Here is a 277-nt window from a genome sequence, read left to right as displayed (position 1 = left end):
GACGGCATTCAGCCTCTGCCGTGATAACAAGCTGGCCATGGTGGTCTTCGGCATGGAAGGCGAGGGAAACGTCACCCGCGCGATCCTTGGGGAGAACATCGGTACCCTCGTCACAGCCTAGCGCCCGAGGGGCCCGCCGCAAGCGCAGTGAGTGGTGGGAGGGCGGCAGGCGCTAGCTAGCGCCGGCTGGATTGCCGCAGCCCCGTCCCGGCCGGCTGGGCGTGCCGGACGGCCGGGACGGGTCAATGCCCAAGGATTGAAGCAGGATCAGCCGCCC

General features: G+C 68.6%; 1 pseudogene. It reads left to right on the top strand.

The features are described 5' to 3' along the window. Nucleotides 1–121, top strand: a pseudogene (gene pyrH, locus AC5RVV_RS18390) (UMP kinase); the annotation flags it as partial. Nucleotides 122–277: the final 156 nt, after the last annotated feature.

It is taken from the genome of Arthrobacter sp. MDT2-34-1, from assembly GCF_059091365.1.
Note: the sequence above shows the minus strand (reverse complement) of the source record. Positions and strands in the feature narration are given on the sequence as shown.